This window comes from Burkholderia diffusa, from assembly GCF_902499115.1.
Lineage (GTDB): Bacteria > Pseudomonadota > Gammaproteobacteria > Burkholderiales > Burkholderiaceae > Burkholderia > Burkholderia diffusa.
The window spans coordinates 1-14,518 of sequence record NZ_CABVPN010000005.1; the positions used below are offsets into that span (position 1 = coordinate 1).

Sequence of the window (14,518 nt, forward strand, 5' to 3'; positions counted from 1 at the left end):
GACGTACCGGAGGTGCCCGACGTGCCGGAAGTGCCCGACGTACCGGAAGTGCCCGACGTGCCGGAAGTGCCTGACGTACCGGAAGTGCCCGACGTGCCGGAAGTGCCCGACGTACCGGAGGTGCCCGACGTACCGGAAGTGCCCGACGTACCGGAAGTGCCCGACGTGCCGGAAGTGCCCGACGTACCGGAGGTGCCCGACGTACCGGAAGTGCCCGACGTGCCGGAAGTGCCCGACGTGCCGGAAGTGCCCGACGTGCCGGAAGTGCCCGACGTACCGGAAGTGCCCGACGTACCGGAGGTGCCCGACGTACCGGAGCTACCCGACGTACCGGAGGTGCCCGAGGTACCACCGCCGGACGTACCCGACGAGCTCGGCTTGATCGACGGTGTGACCGGTCCGTCGACCGAGCCGCAGCCGTACAGTGTGAGCAGCGACAGGACGGCCAGCGATACCGCCGTCTTTTTCAAGTAATGGTGCATGGTGGCCTCGACATTGGAAGTTGTGTCCGGGCCATCACTGCAAATTCCGCGCCATGACACCTTTCGCGAAATGCGTCAGCGCATTGTTGTGGGAATCGGGAATATCGGCGCGATTTAAACGGAGGAATGGCGGTTTCGCGCGACGGAGACGCCAGACGCGCCGACGCGCTCGCCGTGATGTTCCCGTAAGGAACCGTAACGCCGGGCCGGATGTTACGTAGCGTTCGACCCGACGTTCCGTGTGTGACGTGGCCGGCCGCGACCCGAGGCCGGCGTCTTTGACGAAACGCCCGTGCGCCGGGAACATGACGTGAACCAACCCGGCCGCGGGCGACGCCGAAGCGGCCACGACTCAAGACAGGGACACGACATGAGCGAACAGGACATGGAGCAGGGCAAGGCGCGCCGCACCGAGGTGATGGGCGAGGCGTTCGTCGAGCGCGCGATGCGCGACCTCGACGGTTTTTCGCGTCCGTTGCAGAACTGGCTGAACGAGCACGCGTGGGGCAGTACGTGGCAGCGCGGCGGGATCGACCTGAAGACGCGCAGCCTCTGTACCTGCGCGATGCTGGCCGCGCTCGGCCGCAGCGCGGAGCTGAAGGGCCACGTGCGTGGCGCCCTCAACAACGGCGCGAGCCTCGTCGAGATTCGCGAGGTGCTGCTGCATAGCGCGCTGTACGCGGGCGCGCCGGCGGCGGTCGAGGCGTTCCGCAGCGCGCGTGAGGTCATGACGGAGCTCGGGCTGTCGCTGCCCGACGACGAAGCCTGACCGGCACACGGCGCATGCCAGCCGTCAGGCCCGCCGACGATCAATGCTCGACGTGTGCGCCCTGCGTCGGCGCTTCGACCGGCGCGGCGGCGACTTCGAGCAGCCAGTCGGCCGTCGCGTCCGGAATCGTGACCGGCAGCATGTGCCCGCCCTCGACGACCTTCAGCCGCACGCGCGCCGACTTCCGCGCCAGCGCTTCGCCGTGCGTACGCCAGTTCAGGATCGGATCGGCGCGGCCATACAGCACGTCGACCGGCAACGAGAGGTCCGCGTAGCGGCGCTCCATCGCAGGGAGGTCGACGGGCGCCGACAGCAGGTCCGTTGCCGTCGCGTAGAACACGTGCGGCCGCAGCCCGAGCAATCCGCCGCCCTTCACCGGGAAGTCGCGCGGCACGGCTTCCGGCGCGAACACCTGGCTCACGGCCTTGCGGCCGGTCAGGATCGTCAGCGGGATCGCGAAGGTCCACGACACGAAGCGGCGCACCAGCGGCGACGGCAGCATCAGCGGCTTGAACGGCGCCGGCGGCTCGGTCTGCTCGTGCGACAGCGGCGCGATCAGCGCGAGCCGGCTGACGCGCTCCGGATGGTTGAGCCCGACCGCGAGCGCGATCGCGCCGCCGAGCGAGTGGCCGACGAGCACGGGCCGGTCGAGCTTCAGCGCGTCGATGAACGCGGCGACCGTGCGGGCCTGCGCGAACACGTTCGCCTGCGAACTGGCGCCGCGCAGCGAGCGGCCGGCGCCGGGCCGGTCGACGAGGATCACGCGATGGTGCTGCGCGAGCCGCGTGAGCGGCAGGTACGCGAAGTTGCGCCACTGCCCGGCGAGCCCGTGCACGAACACGAGCGGCGGGCCGCTGCCGTATTCGACGTAATGGATGTGGTCGCCGCCGATGTCGACGAAGCGGCCTTCGGGCGGAAACGCGCGCGTCACGCGGCGCGCGACGTAGCCGGAAAACAGCGCAAGCGCGGCGAGCACCGCGACGACGCCGAGCAGCACGTTCTGGATCAGGTGGAGCGTATGGGTCATGTCGGCCTCAACGGGATTCGAGTACGGGTTCGGCAACCGGCGCGGCGGCCGGGCCGGCTTTCGCGCGGCGTTCGAACTGCATCGCCGAATCGGCGAGCCCGCTGAATTTCAGCGACGCGAGATCGAGCACGTAGTTCTGATGGAATTTCCAGGGCTTGCGATGCCCCTGCTTCGGCAGGATGCCGGCCGCGCGCTGGATGTAGCCCGAGCTCAGGTTCACGGCCGGCACGTCGCCGAGGTCGCCGGCGCCGAGCCGCGGCACGCAGGTGTCGTAGCCGTTCGCGCGCATGTGGTTCAGCAGCCGGCACACATAGCGCGCGATCAGCTCGGCCTTCAGCGTCCACGACGCGTTCGTGTAGCCGAACGACGACGCGAGGTTCGGCACGTCGCTGTACATCATTCCCTTATACGACACGGTCTGTGGCAGATCGACCGCGCGGCCGTCGACCGTGACGCGCGCGCCGCCGAGCATCTTCACCTTCAGCCCGGTCGCGGTGACGATCACGTCCGCGTCGAGCTGCTGGCCGCTCTTCAGCTTCAGGCCGGTCGGCGTGAAGCGCTCGATCTCGTCGGTGACGATCGAGGCGCGGCCCGCACGGATCGACTTGAACAGGTCGCCGTTCGGCACGAGGCACACGCGCTGGTCCCACGGCATGTAGCGCGGCGTCAGATGCTTCGCGACGTCGAAGTCGGGGCCGAGCTGCTTGCCGGCCGCGCGGATGATGAACCGTTTGGTCTGCTCGGGCTTGCGGCGCGACACGTTGTACAGGTACATCGTCAGCAGTACGTTCTTCATGCGCACGATCCGGTGCGCGAGCCTGGACGGCAGCACGCGGCGCAACGCGTTCGCGATCTTGTCGCGCGCAGGCAGCGACACGATGTAGGTCGGCGAGCGCTGCAGCATCGTCACGTGCTTCGCATCGGCCGCCATCGACGGCACGAGCGTGACGGCCGTCGCGCCGCTGCCGATCACGACGACGCGCCGGTTTGCATACGACAGGTCCTTCGGCCATTGCTGCGGATGCACGATTCGGCCTTCGAACGAGTCCATGCCGGCCCAGTCGGGCAGGTAGCCGCCGTTGTAGTCGTAATAGCCGCTGCACATGTAGAGGAAGCGGCACGTGTAGGCGAGCGTGTCGACCGTGCCGTCGCGCGTGCGCTCGATGCGTACCGTCCAGCGTGCGCGATTCGAATCCCAGTCGGCCGCGACCACCTTCTGGCCGTAGCGGATCATCTTGTCGATGCCATACGCGCGCGCGGTGTCGCGGACGTAGTCGAGGATCGTCTGGCCGTCCGAGATCGCCTTGTCGCTGTGCCACGGGCGGAAGCTGTAGCCGAGCGTGAACATGTCGGAATCCGAACGGACGCCGGGATAGCGGAACAGATCCCAGGTGCCGCCGATCGCGTCGCGCGCCTCGATGATCGCCACGCTCGCATACGGGCAGCGCTGCTTCAGGTGATAGGCGGCACCGATGCCGGACAGGCCGGCGCCGACGATCAGCACGTCGAGGTCGCGGCTGTCGCCGCAGGCGGACGGCGCATCGCGCCGGTCGGTCGTCGTCGAGGTCATGCGGCGTCCTTGGTCGGCGTGGTCGGGAGCGCGGCCGGTGCATGGGTGCGCTCGAGATTGCGTGCGCGGGCACGGCGCACGTGGCGCAGCACCAGCCGCTGGTAGCCGGCGCCGAGCAGGCGCGCGAGCTTGTCGAGGCGGCGGGCATCGGCGCCGACCAGCACGCGGCGCGCGTTGCGCTCGACGCCGGCGAGGATCTGCCGAGCGGCATCGTCGGCCGTCGTCGCGTTGATCAGGCGATTCGCCTGACGGCGGTGGGTTGCTTCGTCCTGCCCCGTGAGCGCGCGGATGCTGGTGTCGACACGGCTCGCGTCGACGATGTTGGTCGCGACGCCGCCCGGATGCACGCAGGTCGCGCTGACCGGCGCGCCGTCGAGTTCGAGCTCCATCCGCAGCGCCTCGGTGAAGCCGCGCACGGCGAACTTGGTCGCGTTGTACGCGCTCTGCGTCGGCATCGCGACGAGCCCGAACAGGCTCGACGTGTTGATCACGTGCCCGTCGCCCGACGCGCGCAGATGCGGCAGGAACGCCTGCGTGCCGTGCACGACACCCCAGAAGTTGATGCCGACGATCCATTCGAGATCGGCGATGCGCGCGGTCTCCGCGCTCGCGGCCAGCGACACGCCCGCGTTGTTGAAGATCAGGTTGACCTTGCCGTGTTCGGCGCGCACGAAATCGGCCCACGCGAACACCGCATCGCGATCGGCGACGTCGAGCCGACGCGTGCTCGTGCGCACGCCGTGCGTCGCGCACGCGGCCGCCGTGCCGGCGAGCCCGACCTCGTTGACGTCGGCGAGCGCGACGTCGCAGCCGCGCCGCGCAAGCTCGACCGCGAGGCTGCGGCCCATGCCCGAACCGGCGCCCGTGATCGCGGCGACCTTGCCGGAAAAACCCTTCATCCGTCGTTCCTCCCGTTCCGCTTGCGCTGCGTCGGCGGCGCGCTTATTGTGGTGTTGTTCGTCACCACTTTAGTTTTCGGGTGTCCTGATGTCAAATAGCGAAATGGAGAAAGCACTCGAAACGGAAAAACGGGGCCGGGCATACGGTGGCGTGGCGCCCGAGGTGCGGGCGGCCGAGCGGCGCGATGCGCTGATCCGCGCGGCGACGCGCGTGTTCGGCACGGTCGGTTTCCGCAAGGCGACCGTGCGGTCGATCTGCCAGGAAGCGAAGCTCAACGACCGCTATTTCTATGCGGCGTTCGACAGCACCGAGGATCTGCTGCGCTGCACCTACCTGCATCACGCGCAGCAGTTGCACGACGCGGTCGAGCGGGCAGTGGCCGAGCGCGGCGGCGATTTGCGCGAGCGCATCGATGCGGGGCTCGCCGCATTCTTCGGATTCCTGCGCGACCCGTGCGCGGCGCGCGTGCTGCTGCTCGAGGTGATGGGCGTGAGCGCCGACACCGACATGACGTATCAGCGGATGCTGATCGACTTCGGCAAGCTGATCATGGCGATCGGCGCGACGGGCGAGGCCGTGACGCCCGCCGAGCGCACCGAGCAGCGGCTGGTCGGGCTCGCGCTGGTCGGCGCGATGACGAACGTCGGCGCGGCGTGGCTGCTCACCGGCTATCGCGACCCGGAGGCGCAGATGGTCGCGAGTTGCAGGAAGGTGCTGCTGGGGACGTTGCGGGAAGCGGGCTAGGATGCGGTGACGAACGGACTTGCGCGATTCGCATCCGGTTGCGTCGCAAAGCCATCCGACGCTTCACCCCCTCGAGCGTTTCGATCGTGCCGCCATCGCTGACCGCGCGTCCCCGATCCTCGCCTTCATCGCATCGATGAACGCACGCACCTTCGGCGAAGGCAACCGCGTCGACGGATACACCGCGTGAATCCCGGCCCGCGCCGAGCGCCATGCGGGCAGCAGCCGGACGAGCCGGCCGGCCGCGACATCCTCCGCGATCGAGAAATCCGTCAGGAGGCCGAAGCCACCGCCCGCGAGCGCGATTGCACGGCAGGCCGTCGCCGTGTTCGACACGACCGGCGCGATGCAGCGCACCGACGTGTGGCCGCCGCTCGGGTCGTGAAGTTCGAGCGTATGCGGGCGCGACAGCGTCGACAGCATCACGAACGGCAGCGCGGCGAGCGCGTCCGGATCGCGCGGCAGCCCGTGCCGCGCGACGAACGCGGGGCTCGCGACCAGCCACTTCTCGTACTCGCCGAGCTGCACCGCGCGATAGTTCGAATCCGCGAGGCGGCCGATGCGGATCGCGACGTCGAGATTGTCCGCGACCAGATCGACGATGCGGTCGTTCGCGATCAGCTCGACGTCGAGACCCGGATGCACGTCGCGCAGCGCGACGATGGCCGGCGCGACGACCAGCGAGCCATAGTCGATCGGCACGCTCACCCGCAGCGTGCCGCGCAGCGGCCCCGTGTCGGACGACACCGCGTCGAGCGCGCTTTCGGTCGCGCGCACGATGTCGCGGCACGCATCGTAGAACGCGCGCCCCGCATCGGTCACGCTCAGCCGCCGCGTGGTGCGCACCAGCAGGTTCGCGCCGACCTCGGATTCGAGCCGCTGCATGTGCGTGCTGACGACCGTTTTCGCGAGGCCGAGCCGTTCGGCCGCGGCCGTCAGCGAGCCGGCATCGACCACCGCGACGAAGATCGCCAGCCGGTTCAGGTTCACGTCGCGCAGATCGGCCATCGTCGATTGTCCTATGGGAGAGGATAATGTTTCAGCGATTATCCGTCTTCTGGACGTGAACGGCGAGCGCTACGCTGGGGCCGTTCGTCGCCGATTCCCGGCGGCGCGAGATCCAGGAGCCTTTCCATGCCCGCCGCCAGCAAGCCCGCCCGTCCGGCTCGTGTCTATTCGTTTCCGTTGTCGGGGCACGCGCATCGCGTCCGGCTGTTCCTGTCGCTGCTCGGGTTGCCGTTCGAGACGATCGACGTCGACCTCGCGGCCGGCGCGCAGCGCGAACCCGCGTTCCTCGCGCTCAATCCGCTCGGCCAGGTGCCGGTGATCGACGACGACGGCACCGTGCTCGCCGATTCGAACGCGATCCTCGTCTATCTCGCGAAGCGCTACGGCGACGCGCACTGGCTGCCCGACGATGCCGCCGGCGCGGCGACCGTGCAGCGCTGGCTGTCGTACGCGGCCGGGCCGATCGCGTCCGGGCCGGCCGCAGCGCGGCTCGTCACCGTGTTCAGCGCGCCGCTCGATCACGACGCCGCCATGCGCACGGCCGCGAAGGTACTCGCGGTGATCGACGGCGAACTCGCCGGCAAGCCGTTCGCCGCTGGCGCGCAGCCGACGATCGCCGACATTGCCGCCTACACGTACATCGCGCACGCGCCGGAAGGCGGCGTGTCGCTGGAACCGTATCCGCACGTGCGCGCGTGGCTCGCCCGCGTCGAGGCCCTGCCGGGTTTCGTCGCGATGCCGCCGACCCGCGCCGGCCTGCTTGCCGCCTGACGCGAAGCCGCGCCTTTACCGGGAGAACGCGATGACCACGCCGACCGCCGCCGTACCGGGCTGGGAACTCGACGTTGCGCCGTTTCATGCGGGCGAACTTGCCGTGCAGCAGCGCGCGGGCGTGACGGAGGCCGCGGGCACGGCCGGCCGGCGCGGAATTCGCCGCTTCATGCCGGACCAGCACCGGGCGTTCTTTGCGCAGTTGCCGTTCTTCGTGCTCGGCGGCGTCGATGCGGGCGGGCAGCCGTGGGCGACACTGCGGGTCGGGATGCCCGGCTTCGTGACGGCGCCGGACGCGCGCACGCTGCGCATCGACGGCGATGCGCTGCCCGGCGATCCGCTGGCGGGCGCGTGGCAGCCGGGCGCGCCGCTCGGCGGGCTCGGGATCGAGTTCGACACGCGCCGGCGCAATCGCGTGAACGGCATCGTGCGCGCGGTAGACGGCGGTGCGCTGACGATCGCGGTCGAGCAGAGCTTCGGCAACTGTGCGAAGTACATCCAGGGGCGCAAGCCGACGTTCGTGGCGCGCGAAGGCGATGCGCTCGGCGAGGCCGACGTGTCGGACCGGTTGACCGATGCCGACCGGGCGCTGCTCGCGCAGGCCGATACGTTCTTCGTCGCGAGTGCGAACACGTCGGCCGGTGCGGGCGCCGCGCGCGGCGCGGACGTGTCGCATCGCGGCGGCATGCCGGGCTTCGTGCGCGTCGACGACGCGCAGACGCTGACGACGCCCGATTTCAGCGGCAATCGCTTCTTCAACACGCTTGGCAACCTGCAGCACGATCCGCGCGCGGGGCTGCTGTTCGTCGACTTCGACAGCGGCGACCTGCTGTATGTCGCCGCGCGGGCGGAGATCGTGTGGGACGGGCCGCTCGTTGCGTCGTTCGACGGCGCGCAACGGGTCGTGCGGTTTCATGTGCGGGAAGTGCGGCGCACGCGCGGCGTGCTGCCGTTCCGGTGGTCGGCGGTCGAGCGGGCGCCGCAGTTTGCGGGGATGGCGGGGGCGGCGAGCGCGGGCGGGGCGGTGGCGGCGTCTGTCTCATCGTCGGCATCGGCATCGCCCTCCACCTGGCGCCCGCTGCGCGTCGCGAAGATCGTCGACGAAGCGCGCGCGATCCGCTCGTTTCATTTCGAACCGGCGGATGGCGGCGCGTTGCCGGCCTACGAAGCCGGTCAGCATCTGACGCTGCGCGTCGCGCTGCCGGACGGCGATGTACCGACGATCCGCAGCTACACGCTGTCCGATGCGCCCGGCGCGTCGCATTACCGGATCACCGTGAAGCGCGAAGGACGTGTATCGGCCTGGTTGCACGACCATGCGCGCGCCGGGATGACGCTCGACGCGCAGATGCCGCGCGGCCGCTTCACGTTCGACGTCGCGAGCCCGCGTCCGGCCGTGCTGGTGTCGGCCGGCATCGGCATCACGCCGATGATCGCGATATTGCGCCGCGCGCTGGCCGACGACGCACCGTCGCGCCGCGTGGTGTTCGTGCACGGCGCGCGTGATACGGCCGACCGGCCGTTCGCGACGGAACTGACGCGCATCGCGGACGCCGACGCCCGCGTATCGCTGCACTGGTTCGACAGCCGGCCGCAGCGCGACGGCGCGGCGCGACCGGGCCGCATCGACGTCGCGCAACTGAAGCGCATCCTGCCGTTCGACGACTACGACTTCTACTTGTGCGGGCCGTCCGCGTTCATGCGCGATTTGTACGACGGATTGCGCGCGCTGAACGTGCCGGACGAGCGGATCCGCTTCGAGGCGTTCGGACCGTCGAGCGTCGTGCGCGGCGTGGCCCGCACGGCAGCGGCGGCGGCCGTGGCAAGCATGCCCGTCGTGTTCCGCCGCTCGGCGCGCGACGCCGCCGCCTGGACGCCCGAGGACGGTACGCTGCTCGAATTCGCCGAAGACCAGGGGGTGGCGGTGCCGTCCGAATGCCGGTCGGGGGCGTGCGGTACGTGCGCGACGCGCGTGCTGTCCGGTGCGGTCGATTACGTGCAGCCGCCCGATGCGACGGTCGAACCCGGCTGCGCGCTGCTGTGCGTCGCGCGGCCGGCGGAAGGTGCCACGGAGCCGCTCGTGCTCGACCGCTGAACAACCCATGCGACATGCCGCCGCAGGCGGCCTGCTGCGTGAAAAGCGCGCGCATCTGCTTCTTTTTCCGGAGACCTGTCGGATCGACGATAGCGTCAACCGATTCGATGAAAGGAGCATAACCATGAAACTGCTCGGCATGATCAAGCTGGTCCTGTGGAGTTTCTTCGGCGTACGCAACAGCAAGGCGCACGCCGCCGATCTCGCGAACGTCAACTACACGTTGTTGCCGTTCGTGGCGATCGTGCTCGCGCTGCTCGTCGGCGCGGTCATCTACGGTGTCGTGCATCTGGTCGTCGATCCGACCGCGACGATGCAGGGGTTCTGACCGACCGCCGAATCGCGGGCGGGCGAACGTTCCCGCTCCGGTTTCCCGCCGCGTGACCGGCACGTGACTGTGCCGGTCATCGACGTGGCCGCGCACAACGCCAGTCACGCGCACATCGGCACCGTCGCCGTGCCGCGTGAGTCGCGCGGTTTCCGTTCCCGCCTTCCACGCCTCCGATTTGCCCGATTCCAGGGCGGTCGGCCCCGCCCGGGGTAAAATGCGCGCCGCGCCGCGATGTCGTGCGCGACGGGCACGCCGCCGTTCCAGCGAATGGCGCGCGCAAGTACGTCGCGCCCGTGACGGGGCGTTCGAAGCGTCCCCCCGCATGACAAGACCGCGCGATGCCGCCGTCCGCCCGACACGCCCCCGACGAAGCGGTCGACGGCTGCGTCGTTGCCCGGCGCTTCATCGTCATCCGATGTCCCATCCTGCGCTTTCCCGATCGATCGGCACGCATGCGGCCCGATCGTCCGACTCGTCTGGCGAATGTCGTGTCGACGTTCGTGCCCGGCGGCCGCAGGGACCGTTGCGGATTCTTGCGCGAGGTCGCGCTTCGCGGTTGCATAACGAGTTTCGAGTGTTTCGACAGGGTCGAGTGGCGAGTTTTCCATCCAGAACAATGACGGTGAATAGAACAACAGCGGCGCCCGCACGGCGGCGGCGCACGAAGGCCGGGCTTGGCGTCGGTCTCGGCATCACGCTTTTCGCGGCGCAGGCCGCTGCGGCACAGGGCGACGCACTGGCGCCGGACGCCGACGCTTCCGGCAGCGCAGCGCTACCGACGATCACGGTTACCGGCGCGCGCGAGAACACGTTTCGTGCGCGCGAAGCATCGGTCACGGGGCTCGACGATGCGCCGCTGCGCGACACGCCGGCGTCCGTCAACGTCGTCACGCGCGCGCAGATCGACGACCAGCAGGCGAAGCGCCTGAGCGACGTGGTGCGCAACGACGCATCGGTCGTCAACGACTACGCGCCGGTCGGCTATTTCGAAGGCTTCGCGATCCGCGGCTTCCCGGTCGATCTCGCGAGTGCGATCCGGATCGACGGTCTGACGGTGTCCGGCGAGCAGAACGTGCCGCTCGAGAACAAGGAGCGCGTCGAGATCCTGAAAGGGCTGGCCGGCATCGACAGCGGCGTGGTCGCGCCGGGCGGCGTGATCAACTTCGTGACGAAGCGCTCGGCGAACGTCGCGAGCGTGACGGGCGGTGTCGACAGCCGCGGCTCGACGTCGGCGGCCGTCGATCTCGGCCGCCGCTTCGGCCCCGACCATCAGTTCGGGTTCCGGATCAATGCCGCGAAGGAGAACATGCACTCGTACATCGACGGCACGAACGGACGGCGCACGTTCGGCTCGATCGCCGCCGACTGGGACATCAGCCCACGCGCGAGCCTGCAGCTCAACGCCGAATTCCAGCAGTGGATCCAGCGTTCCGCGCCCGGCTACCAGTTGCTCGGCGGAACCGTCGTGCCGTCGGTCAAGACGACGTCGAAGGCGCTCGGCACGCAGCCGTGGGCGAAGCCGGTGACGACCGATGCGCTGAACCTGAACGCGCGCTTCGACTACCAGTTCAACGACGACTGGAAGGCGTATGTCGCGGCGGGTCGCAGCCGCACGATGATCGACGACAACAGCGCGTTCGCGTACGGCTGCTATTACGCGGCGAGCTGCGCGGCCGGCACGACGTCGCCGTTCTTCTTCGGCGCGAACGGCGACTACGACGTCTACGACTTCCGCAGCCCCGGCGAATACCGTCGCAACGACGACCTGCGTGCGGTGACGACGGGCAAGTTCGCAACGGGCCCGCTGCGCCATGAACTGACGCTCGGCGTGAGCGTGCAGCGCCGCGTCGTGCACATGGCGAACGCCGTGTACGACTATGTGGGCAGCGAGAACATCTATGGACCCGACGTCGCGTTCGCGCCGTCGCCGAATACGGCCGGGCCGTCGTATCCGCAGCTCGATTCATGGCAGTACGGCGTGTTCGGACTCGACCGCATCAGCATCGGCGAACACTGGCAGGTGCTCGCCGGCGGCAAGGAAGTGCTGCTGCGCCAGCGCAGCTGGAGCAGCCTCGACGGCGAGGCGACGCACACCGATCGCTCGGTGTTCCTGCCGCAGGTCGCGCTCGTCTACAAGCCGGTGAACGTGCTGTCGCTGTACGCGTCGTACAGCAAGGCGCTGTCGCTCGGCGACCAGGCGCCGGTGCGCGCGACCAACGCGTATGCGTTCCTGCCGCCGGTCGAATCGCACCAGTTCGAGCTCGGCGCGAAATACGACTGGCTCGACCGGCTGAGTCTGACGGCCGCCGTGTTCTCGATCAGCAAGCCGTTCCAGTTCGCCGATCCCGATGCGTCCGGCACGAGCTATACCTTCGTGCAGCGCGGCACGCAGCGCCACCAGGGGATCGAGCTCGGCGCGGCCGGACGGCTCACCGAGCGGCTGTCGCTGACGGCGAGCGTCGCGGCGATTCGCGCGCGCGCGTACGATTCGGGTTCGCCGGCGTACGAAGGGCACCAGATCATCAACGTGCCGGCGCTGCGCGCGTCGCTGTATGCGGACTACGCGGTACCGGGCGTCGCGGGACTGAACATGCTCGGCGGCGTCGAATACAGCGCGGGCCGCAACGCGAACGAAGAGGGCACCGCGCGCGTGCCGTCGTGGTTCGTGTTCAATCTCGGCGCGCGCTACACGACGAAGATCGCGGGCCATCGCACGGTGCTGCGCGTGTCGGTGGACAACCTGTTCAACAAGTTCTACTGGCGCGACGCGGGCGAGCAGCAGGGCGACGCGTACCTGTTCCCGGGCGCGCCGCGCACCGCCCGCGTATCGTTGACCTATGATTTCTGATCGTCCGGACCCGGCCGCGTGATGCGCGGCCCCGGCAGCCAACCAGGAGAGTACAGACGATGTCCCCACTCGAAATCGCCGGCGTGATCGTCAGCGCGCTCGCGATCTGGCTGACCGCGAAGCGGCGCATGCTGTGCTGGCCGGTCGGGCTCGCGTCGGTCGCGCTGTACGGCTGGATCTTCTTCGACGCGAAGCTGTATTCCGACATGCTGCTGCAGGGCGCGTTCGCGGTGCTGCAGGTGTACGGCTGGCGCCGCTGGATCGCGCAGCGTACGCTCGAGGCGAGCGGCGGCGCGGCGCCGGCAGGCGACGTCGCGCCCGTCACCGGCGTGCGGCCCCGGCAGATGTTGCCCGACCTGATCGCGGCCGTTGTCGGCAGCGCGCTGCTCGGCGGAATGATGGCGCGCTGGACCGATGCGGCGCTGCCGTTCGTCGATGCGTCGCTGACCGCGTTCAGCCTCGTCGCGCAATACTGGACCGCGCGGCGCTACATCGCGTCGTGGGGGTTGTGGATCGTCGTGAACGTCGTGTATGTCGGGATGTTCGTGTTCAAGGAACTGTATCTGACGGCCGGACTCTATGCGCTGTTCATCGCGCTCGCCGTCATCGGCTGGCGCGACTGGAGCCGGACGGCCGACGCGCTGCGTGCAACGGCGAGCCCGGCGGGCTGATTCACGGGCCGATTCAACTACGGAGCTGCGTCGTCCATGACATTTCCTCTCGAGCCGAACGCGCCTGCGTCGCGTGACGCTGCCGACGCGCGGGACGTCGCCCCGCCGCAATTCGGCGTCGACGGCGAGCAGGCCGAACGCGACTGGCCGCTGATGACGCACGACGAAGTCGCGGGCGTGCTCGCGCGGATCGATGGCGTCGGCGCGCCGGCGCGGCTTGCGTGGCACAGCCCGCGGCCGTTCTCGGCGGCCGTGCTGGTGCGCACGACAGACGAGCGCACGCTGTTCGTCAAGCGTCATCACGTGAGCCTGCGTGATGTCGCCGGGCTCGAGGAAGAGCATCGCTTCATCGCGCATCTGCGTGAACGCGGCATTCCGGTTGCCGACGTGCTCGCCGGTCGCGACGGTGCGACCGCGTTTGCATCCGGCGACTGGACCTACGAAGTGCACGCGGTCGCGCCCGGTGTCGACGCGTATCGCGGCGTGATGTCGTGGCAGCCGTTCACCCATGCTTCGCATGCGTACGCGGCCGGCCGCGCACTGGCCGAACTGCATCGCGCGTCGGCCGGCTACGATGCGCCGGCGCGACCCGTGCGCACGCTGTTGTCGAGTTTCCGGGTGCTGTCGTCCACCGATCTGGCGGGCGCGCTCGAACGCTGGGTCGATGCGCAGCCGCTGCTGGTGCGCGCGCTCGGCACGCGCGACTGGCGTGGCGCTGTGGCGGATGCGATCGGCCCGTATCATGCGCGCCTCGTGCCGCTGCTGCCCGCGCTGCCACCGCTGTGGACGCACGGCGACTGGCATGCGTCGAACCTGCTGTGGACCGATGCCGGCCCCGGCGCGCGGGTGCGCACGGTGCTCGACTTCGGCCTGTCCGATCGCACGTGCGCGGTGATGGACGTCGCGCTGGCGATCGAGCGCAATGCGATCGACTGGATGGCGCCGGCCGATGCGCGCCGCATCGAATACGCGCACATCGATGCGCTGCTCGACGGCTACGAATCGCTCGAACCGCTGAGCGACGATGCGTACGCGGCGCTGGTCGCGATGCTGCCGATCGTGCATGTGGAGTTCGCGCTGTCGGAGGTCGCGTATTTCGGGTGCATCATCGACGCCCCGGCGATCGTCGACATCGCGTACGACGGCTACCTGCTCGGGCACGCGCGCTGGTTCGGCGAACGCGACGGACGAGACCTGCTCGACTGGCTGGTGCAACGCCGGCGCGCGAAGCGGGGCAGCGTGTAACGCTGCGTGCCGGACATTGACGAGCCGGCAGTGTCGGCTGGCCGGGCCTCATTTTTC

12 protein-coding genes and 1 pseudogene are annotated in these 14,518 nt (G+C 69.4%); 9 read left to right on the forward strand and 4 right to left on the reverse strand.

Annotation, left to right across the window (positions count from 1 at the left end):
• Together BTE28158_RS33070 and BTE28158_RS06330 are read left to right on the forward strand one after the other, a co-directional pair.
• Positions 1-474: pseudogene (locus BTE28158_RS33070) on the forward strand (highly repetitive protein); the annotation flags it as partial.
• Positions 475-852: 378 nt separating this feature from the next.
• Positions 853-1,251 carry a carboxymuconolactone decarboxylase family protein gene (locus BTE28158_RS06330; RefSeq protein ID WP_151048405.1) on the forward strand — a complete coding sequence of 133 codons (399 nt, stop codon included), beginning with the start codon at positions 853-855 and terminating at the stop codon, positions 1,249-1,251.
• 40 nt (positions 1,252-1,291) lie between these two features.
• On the opposite strand, the gene BTE28158_RS06335 is transcribed toward BTE28158_RS06330, so the two are convergent.
• Genes BTE28158_RS06335 through BTE28158_RS06345 form a run of 3 tightly spaced genes read right to left on the reverse strand, consistent with a single transcriptional unit; the run spans position 1,292 to position 4,747 of the window.
• Positions 1,292-2,278 carry an alpha/beta fold hydrolase gene (locus BTE28158_RS06335; RefSeq protein WP_124901402.1) on the reverse strand — a complete coding sequence of 329 codons (987 nt, stop codon included), beginning with the start codon at positions 2,276-2,278 and terminating at the stop codon, positions 1,292-1,294.
• Between the two features lie 7 nt (positions 2,279-2,285).
• Entirely contained in the window at positions 2,286-3,848 is a 1,563-nt protein-coding gene (locus BTE28158_RS06340; protein WP_151048406.1) for a flavin-containing monooxygenase, read from the reverse strand.
• Complete coding sequence (locus BTE28158_RS06345) at positions 3,845-4,747, reverse strand: SDR family NAD(P)-dependent oxidoreductase (protein WP_124901400.1); 903 nt, start codon at positions 4,745-4,747, stop codon at positions 3,845-3,847. The genes BTE28158_RS06340 and BTE28158_RS06345 overlap by 4 nt, the downstream gene beginning before the upstream one ends.
• Positions 4,748-4,835: 88 nt before the next feature.
• Between BTE28158_RS06345 and BTE28158_RS06350 the strand changes: the two genes are divergently transcribed.
• Positions 4,836-5,492, forward strand: a complete 657-nt coding sequence (locus tag BTE28158_RS06350; protein ID WP_059601379.1) for a TetR/AcrR family transcriptional regulator — start codon at positions 4,836-4,838, stop codon at positions 5,490-5,492.
• 63 nt (positions 5,493-5,555) lie between these two features.
• On the opposite strand, the gene BTE28158_RS06355 is transcribed toward BTE28158_RS06350, so the two are convergent.
• Positions 5,556-6,500, reverse strand: coding sequence for a LysR family transcriptional regulator (locus BTE28158_RS06355; RefSeq protein WP_151048407.1), 945 nt, complete (start codon positions 6,498-6,500; stop codon positions 5,556-5,558).
• 126 nt (positions 6,501-6,626) lie between these two features.
• On the opposite strand from BTE28158_RS06355, the gene BTE28158_RS06360 reads away from it, so the two are divergent.
• The 6 genes from BTE28158_RS06360 to BTE28158_RS06385 all read left to right on the forward strand — a co-directional run bounded on the left by BTE28158_RS06360 (position 6,627) and on the right by BTE28158_RS06385 (position 14,461).
• Positions 6,627-7,271 (forward strand): glutathione S-transferase family protein, encoded by a 645-nt coding sequence (locus BTE28158_RS06360; protein ID WP_151048408.1) that lies wholly within the window; start codon positions 6,627-6,629, stop codon positions 7,269-7,271.
• Positions 7,272-7,302: 31 nt separating this feature from the next.
• The gene (locus BTE28158_RS06365; protein WP_151048409.1) at positions 7,303-9,366 is read left to right on the forward strand and encodes a pyridoxamine 5'-phosphate oxidase family protein; all 2,064 of its coding nucleotides are present in this window, start codon (positions 7,303-7,305) and stop codon (positions 9,364-9,366) included.
• A 124-nt stretch (positions 9,367-9,490) separates the two neighbouring features.
• Positions 9,491-9,694 carry a DUF2970 domain-containing protein gene (locus BTE28158_RS06370; protein ID WP_021164122.1) on the forward strand — a complete coding sequence of 68 codons (204 nt, stop codon included), beginning with the start codon at positions 9,491-9,493 and terminating at the stop codon, positions 9,692-9,694.
• Between the two features lie 619 nt (positions 9,695-10,313).
• Complete coding sequence (locus BTE28158_RS06375; RefSeq protein WP_151048410.1) at positions 10,314-12,545, forward strand: TonB-dependent siderophore receptor; 2,232 nt, start codon at positions 10,314-10,316, stop codon at positions 12,543-12,545.
• A gap of 59 nt (positions 12,546-12,604) precedes the next feature.
• The gene (gene pnuC / locus BTE28158_RS06380; RefSeq protein ID WP_059531890.1) at positions 12,605-13,216 is read left to right on the forward strand and encodes a nicotinamide riboside transporter PnuC; all 612 of its coding nucleotides are present in this window, start codon (positions 12,605-12,607) and stop codon (positions 13,214-13,216) included.
• A gap of 36 nt (positions 13,217-13,252) precedes the next feature.
• On the forward strand, positions 13,253-14,461 hold the full coding sequence (locus tag BTE28158_RS06385) for a phosphotransferase enzyme family protein (RefSeq protein ID WP_151048411.1): 1,209 nt from the start codon (positions 13,253-13,255) through the stop codon (positions 14,459-14,461).
• The last annotated feature ends 57 nt before the right edge of the window (positions 14,462-14,518 follow it).

What these genes read in the sequence shown, in the direction of transcription:
- BTE28158_RS06340 (WP_151048406.1), bottom strand. Translation starts at nt 3,848, where the DNA reads ATGACCTCGACGACGACCGACCGGCGCGATGCGCCGTCCGCCTGCGGC.
- BTE28158_RS06345 (WP_124901400.1), bottom strand. Translation starts at nt 4,747, where the DNA reads ATGAAGGGTTTTTCCGGCAAGGTCGCCGCGATCACGGGCGCCGGTTCG.
- pnuC (WP_059531890.1), top strand. Translation starts at nt 12,605, where the DNA reads ATGTCCCCACTCGAAATCGCCGGCGTGATCGTCAGCGCGCTCGCGATC.
- BTE28158_RS06365 (WP_151048409.1), top strand. Translation starts at nt 7,303, where the DNA reads ATGACCACGCCGACCGCCGCCGTACCGGGCTGGGAACTCGACGTTGCG.
- BTE28158_RS06350 (WP_059601379.1), top strand. Translation starts at nt 4,836, where the DNA reads ATGTCAAATAGCGAAATGGAGAAAGCACTCGAAACGGAAAAACGGGGC.
- BTE28158_RS06330 (WP_151048405.1), top strand. Translation starts at nt 853, where the DNA reads ATGAGCGAACAGGACATGGAGCAGGGCAAGGCGCGCCGCACCGAGGTG.
- BTE28158_RS06335 (WP_124901402.1), bottom strand. Translation starts at nt 2,278, where the DNA reads ATGACCCATACGCTCCACCTGATCCAGAACGTGCTGCTCGGCGTCGTC.
- BTE28158_RS06375 (WP_151048410.1), top strand. Translation starts at nt 10,314, where the DNA reads ATGACGGTGAATAGAACAACAGCGGCGCCCGCACGGCGGCGGCGCACG.
- BTE28158_RS06360 (WP_151048408.1), top strand. Translation starts at nt 6,627, where the DNA reads ATGCCCGCCGCCAGCAAGCCCGCCCGTCCGGCTCGTGTCTATTCGTTT.
- BTE28158_RS06355 (WP_151048407.1), bottom strand. Translation starts at nt 6,500, where the DNA reads ATGGCCGATCTGCGCGACGTGAACCTGAACCGGCTGGCGATCTTCGTC.
- BTE28158_RS06385 (WP_151048411.1), top strand. Translation starts at nt 13,253, where the DNA reads ATGACATTTCCTCTCGAGCCGAACGCGCCTGCGTCGCGTGACGCTGCC.
- BTE28158_RS06370 (WP_021164122.1), top strand. Translation starts at nt 9,491, where the DNA reads ATGAAACTGCTCGGCATGATCAAGCTGGTCCTGTGGAGTTTCTTCGGC.